This window comes from bacterium, from assembly GCA_035703895.1.
In the GTDB taxonomy this organism is placed as follows: domain Bacteria; phylum Sysuimicrobiota; class Sysuimicrobiia; order Sysuimicrobiales; family Segetimicrobiaceae; genus Segetimicrobium.
Genome location: DASSXJ010000097.1, coordinates 1 through 4,897 on the forward strand (window position 1 = coordinate 1; position 4,897 = coordinate 4,897).

At 61.4% G+C, this 4,897-nt stretch carries 6 protein-coding genes and 1 pseudogene; 2 read left to right on the forward strand and 5 right to left on the reverse strand.

Annotation, left to right across the window (positions count from 1 at the left end; translation table 11 throughout):
* A pseudogene (locus VFP86_06660) lies at positions 1–811 on the reverse strand (glycosyltransferase family 4 protein).
* A gap of 18 nt (positions 812–829) precedes the next feature.
* Here VFP86_06660 and VFP86_06665 point away from each other — a divergent pair.
* Positions 830–1,066, forward strand: coding sequence for a hypothetical protein (locus VFP86_06665; GenBank protein ID HET8999309.1), 237 nt, complete (start codon positions 830–832; stop codon positions 1,064–1,066).
* A 249-nt stretch (positions 1,067–1,315) separates the two neighbouring features.
* On the opposite strand, the gene VFP86_06670 is transcribed toward VFP86_06665, so the two are convergent.
* The 4 genes from VFP86_06670 to VFP86_06685 all read right to left on the reverse strand — a co-directional run bounded on the left by VFP86_06670 (position 1,316) and on the right by VFP86_06685 (position 2,987).
* The gene (locus VFP86_06670; GenBank protein HET8999310.1) at positions 1,316–1,585 is read right to left on the reverse strand and encodes a GlsB/YeaQ/YmgE family stress response membrane protein; all 270 of its coding nucleotides are present in this window, start codon (positions 1,583–1,585) and stop codon (positions 1,316–1,318) included.
* 51 nt (positions 1,586–1,636) lie between these two features.
* Positions 1,637–1,930 carry a hypothetical protein gene (locus VFP86_06675; protein ID HET8999311.1) on the reverse strand — a complete coding sequence of 98 codons (294 nt, stop codon included), beginning with the start codon at positions 1,928–1,930 and terminating at the stop codon, positions 1,637–1,639.
* 204 nt (positions 1,931–2,134) lie between these two features.
* The gene (locus VFP86_06680; protein ID HET8999312.1) at positions 2,135–2,560 is read right to left on the reverse strand and encodes an ATP-binding protein; all 426 of its coding nucleotides are present in this window, start codon (positions 2,558–2,560) and stop codon (positions 2,135–2,137) included.
* Positions 2,561–2,597: 37 nt separating this feature from the next.
* Positions 2,598–2,987 (reverse strand): STAS domain-containing protein, encoded by a 390-nt coding sequence (locus VFP86_06685; protein HET8999313.1) that lies wholly within the window; start codon positions 2,985–2,987, stop codon positions 2,598–2,600.
* Between the two features lie 1,103 nt (positions 2,988–4,090).
* On the opposite strand from VFP86_06685, the gene VFP86_06690 reads away from it, so the two are divergent.
* Positions 4,091–4,897, forward strand: an 807-nt coding sequence (locus VFP86_06690; protein ID HET8999314.1) for a hypothetical protein, incomplete at its 3' end; no start/stop codon positions are given.

A 4,897-nucleotide genomic window follows, 5' to 3' on the forward strand; every position in this document is an offset into this window, starting at 1 on the left:
GACCTCGGGAACCGACCCGTGGCGCATCGCGATGACCGGCGTCCCACACGCCATGGCTTCAATCATCGTAATCCCGAATGGCTCAGGCCAGTTGATGAGAAAGAGATACGCAAACGCGTTCCCCAAAAACTCATCCTTCTGCGCTTCGTCAATCTCTCCCACAAACTCAACCAGTGGATCCCGGAGCAGCGGTTGGATCTTCTCGGTGAAATACTCTTCGTCCACGGGATCAATCTTCGCGGCGATCCGTAGGGGCATGCCTACCGCACGGGCAATGGCAATCGCTCGGTCGGCACACTTCTCCGGCGAAATCCGCCCCAGAAAGGCCAGGTAGTCCCCGCGTCGCTCTTTGAGCGTAAAGTGCCGCAGATCGATCCCGTTCGAGACGAGGGGGACCTCAGGATACGAGGGGAACCTCAGGATACTCCGCATAGACGTGCTGAAGCTCCGGGAGATCCAGGCGCCCGTGCAACGTGGTGACGATCGGTGTCCGGGTCAAGCGCGATAAGGGGAAGGCAAAATAATCGATATGGCTGTGAATGAGATCGAACTCTTCGGCTCGGTCGCTTACCTTCCCCAGTTCAATCACGGTGTACGCCATGTGATTTTGCACTCCGCGATCCAGCCGGAGCCCTTGCGGGCAACACGCGATCAACTCGGCCGCCGTCGTGGAGTCTCCGCTGGCAAACAGCACGACCTCATGCCCGCGACGGACGAGTTCCTCTGTCACCCCTGAGACGATCCGCTCCGTGCCACCATACCACTTCGGGGGCACACTTTCGGAGAGAGGTACGACCTGTGCAATCCGCATGGATCCTCAGAAGGCGTCGTGGCGTCCCGTTCCCTCGCTACCTTGAGCTATCCCCCTGCATCTGCGTACTACAACATCAAGGTCGGCTCGGTCCGGTTTCAGCTCGGCGCCCAGAAGAAGGATATCATCCCGGTGTTCCTGCAGGACAAGGCTCTTCGGGACTTCCGGGCCGCGAACGGCTGGCAGGCGGGCGTTGATGGATCGGTGGTGCTCGTGAACACGGGGGCCCCCTGGATCCTCTCACCTGCTTCATGAACCGGTCCAGCGCCGCATTCACGCTCGCGTCAATCTCGTGCGCCGTTTTGGCCTGGGACACACTCGGCAGCATCATGCTACCCAAGAGAGAAAACCAGACGGCCCAAACAATGCTCCTGCTGAAGCTCCGCGTTCGCATCGCTGTTGCCCTCCTTCAAGATCGTTTGCTCGCTTTTCTAACATTTACCGTGGGGGAGGACCGGTTCTCCCTACCCCTCGAACGTGGACGCAAATGTTTGTCTGCCAACACTATGCTAGTTTGGCACCCCTCGTCCCGACGAGCTGTCGCATCAGCCACAGCACGACCACGGCCCCGACAAAGGCGACGACGACGGACCCAATGTTCACACCCGTGGCGCCGGGGTGCCCAAAGTAGTTGAAGATCCATCCGCCCCCGATGGCGCCGACGACCCCGATCACCAGATCTCCGGGAACGCCCCTGGGCCCCTCACCCAGAATCACCCTCTTCGCCAGCCAGCCTGCGATAATCCCGACGATCATCCATGCCAGAATACTCATCGCACGATCCCCTTTCTCCTACTCTTTTGCGGATAATCGTTCCTGACTGTGCTACTGGCGTACGATGCGCGTGGCTTCCGGATACGTAAGCCACTGGCTTGTCCGTTGGTGGGTCAAATACCGGAGATAGCCGGCTAGAGACATGTGATCCGTCTCGGCACTGAAGGGTTTCAAATTCGTCACGTTCGCATACGGGCCCGGCGTCCCTGGGGGTGCCGGAACAGCTAGCTGCTGAAGTTTCAGTTGCTGCTGCGGAGCCATTCGATACATCTGCGCAGAAGCTGATCCCACGGACAGGACCGAGAAGATACACAGGGTCGCAATCGCAATCACGATGTTTTTCACGATCGTTCCTCCTTCTTGATGGTGGTTCCCTTGCCATCACTTGGCAATCTCGCACCTCCGTCGACACCGATCCGGATCCTGGCGGCTACCCGGGTGCTTTATCATCACCCGTCCTCGTCGCGAGTCGGCGTCTGATTTCGCTAAAGGTCCGGCCCCTCCAGTTGGTCGATCCGAGCCTCCTCGGCTCGAAGGGCCCACCCGCAGTTACGCGGCGAGGCGTTTCGACATTCGAATCGCCGTCCCATGATCGCCCAATGTGGAGCGTGTGATTTCTACTTGATCCATCATGCGCCCGATCAGATGGAGGCCCCAGTTCAGAGATTCAGTCGTTCCGAGCGCATCGGGCTCCCGCGCGCCGCTTGTCACGGGTTTGCCATCGTTCTGAATCAGGACGGAAAACATCCCGCCGTCCAGCTTCACCGTCGCCTCAATGGGGCCGACGCCGTTTTGGTACGCATGGAACCGGGCATTGGCGAGGGCTTCCCCAACGGAGAGCTCAATGCATCGCGCGTCAACATCTCGAGCCCCTCCGATCCGCGCCGTCGCAGCGATGACTTTTCGCACCGCCCGGATCACATGCGGGTCGGTCTCGAGCTGGATGGTAAAGGTCCACGATCCGTGCTCACTCATCACAGGCGTGTCTGCCTCTCTACTGGGGGAGCCGCGCTCAACCATGTGGTTCGCGACCGGGGAGCGAGGCCGTGACGTCGTCTTCCCCGCTCTTATCGGGTTGATCGCCGTTAAGTTGCGCGCGCCCAGAAAGTGCCTCGACCGAGTTCAGGACCGGCAGGTGGTCCGCGAGCTGGACCATCTCCAGGATCCGTTCGATATGGGGAGGTGGCGCCACGAGCACCAACTCACGGCTACCCTGCCGACACAGCGTGGCTCCCTCCTCCAGGGCTCGTAACCCGCCGCCGTCGATATACTCGAGCTCGCTCAGGTCGACGACGACGTAGCCATTGTGGGTGGTGCTGCTCGCCGTGCTCCGCATGCACGCCCGAAATTCCGGGGCGGTGAGGAGATCAACGTCACCCCGCACATGCACAATAGGCGCCAAGGGACTGTCCTCCACCCAACATCTAAATATCGCCATCGACTTCCCCTTCTCCGTGGCTAGACGCCATGGGCGCACGCATCCACAGAAGGACACCTCAGCACATGCTCTCCCCTAAAACGTACCAGGGATAAGGTCAGGAGAAAGACAAGATACACACCGAGAGTGACAAGACGGTGACAAGAAAGAGGGAGGAACGCATCACGGGCGCGTCAAGAACAGTTGATGCCGTCAGTCTTGAACCCGAAGACGGTAGCCGACACCGGACAAAGCCCCATCCTGCTGTTGCCTCTCTGTCCAAGCAGGCGTAGACTTAAAGGTGCTTCCCCTTCCTTACGTCCACGACCATCCCCCCCGGCAATAGGTCGGCTCCACGGAGGAGAAGGCCCGATTGAAAGACGCCGACTCCTGGAGGATGTCTATCATAGCGCTCGACAAGGATCGCACCCGTGTGTGGGCCTCATTACGGGATCGATCACAAGAGCGTCGACAGTTCTGCGTTGGCCAGGGCCTTGCTCTAGCGAGCGAAGCGGCGGCGCGCCACTTCCTCTACTGCACCGACTACGGTCTCGCAACGTGGAAGCGGCATCGAGACGGACCGGGTCAGGCGATGATCACTAACCGCGACCGCGACTATCTGGTTCGGCAAGGCCTGTAGGACTACTACCCGGGTAGTTGATCTTTGGCATCTGTGGGATAGGCCCGCGTTGATGGGCCAGCTTGGAGCGGTAGCTCGCCCGGCGGGGCTTTCTGCTGGACGCGAGGCATTGCACACTTGCGCCCGTGCGTCGTTTTGACGTGATTTCCGCGTGGAGGCGAAACCCGTGAAGGGAAAGGCCGCACCGTCCAAGGCCAGGACCAGGACTGCCGCATCGAAGAAGGGTGCCCGCGTCAAGCCGGGTCCGCTTCGCTTCGTCACCAGGGGGTTGGCCCGGTCGAAGCTTCAGGGATCACCAGGCCCGGGCGGCCGAAAGCGCCATCCTCGGTTGATGAGGACGATCGTGCTGGATACCAAGGCCGAGCGGGCTCCGGTGGCCGTGTTCCAGGCGCCTCCGCAGGCGGCCGAGTCCCACACCGGCGTGCGGACGCTCAAGGGGCTCGGCGAGGTGAAGGTGAGCCGGTACGGCAAGCGGAGCCGGGTCAGCTTCGCCAAGATCCCCGCCGTGCTCGACGTCCCGAATCTCGTCGAGATCCAGCGTGAGTCCTTCAAGTGGTTCTTGAAGGAGGGCATCCGCAAGGTCTTCGAGGAGGTCTCGCCGATCAAGGACTTCACCGGCAACCTGGAGCTCCACTTCGCGGTCGGCCGGCGGCGGTCGCGGACCCCCCAGGAAGACGAGCAGGGGGATCTCCGCCTGGAGTTCGACGGCTACCGGCTGGAGCAGCTGAAGTACTCCGTGGATGAGTGCCGCGAACGCGACTACAACTACAGCGCCGCGCTCAAGGTCCAGGTCCGGCTGGTGAACAAAGAGACCGGCGAGGTCAAAGAGCAGGAAGTCTTCATGGGGGACTTCCCGCTGATGACCGAGCAGGGGACCTTCGTGATCAACGGGGCCGAGCGCGTGGTCGTCAGCCAGTTGGTCCGGTCGCCGGGCGTCTATTACAGCATGTCCCCGGACCCCAATGGGCGGCTGCTCCCGTCCGCCACGGTGATCCCTCATCGGGGCGCCTGGCTGGAACTCGAGATCGACGGCAACAACATCATCTACGTCCGCATCGACCGGACCCGCAAGCTGCCGGTGACGGTGCTGCTGCGCGCGATCTCACAGGCCAAAACCGAAGATCGGCGGGGCGACCATCACGGGCTCACCGGCGACGAGGAGATCCTCAAGTACTACGGAAACGACAAGGCCGTCGCCGCCACGCTGCACAAGGACGACAGCAAGACCCCCGAGGACGCCCTGCTGGCGATCTAC

Bases quoted from the DNA above. Each gene is read 5' to 3' on its own strand.
- VFP86_06670 (HET8999310.1), bottom strand. From the start codon at position 1,585: ATGAGTATTCTGGCATGGATGATCGTCGGGATTATCGCAGGCTGGCTG.
- VFP86_06680 (HET8999312.1), bottom strand. From the start codon at position 2,560: ATGAGTGAGCACGGATCGTGGACCTTTACCATCCAGCTCGAGACCGAC.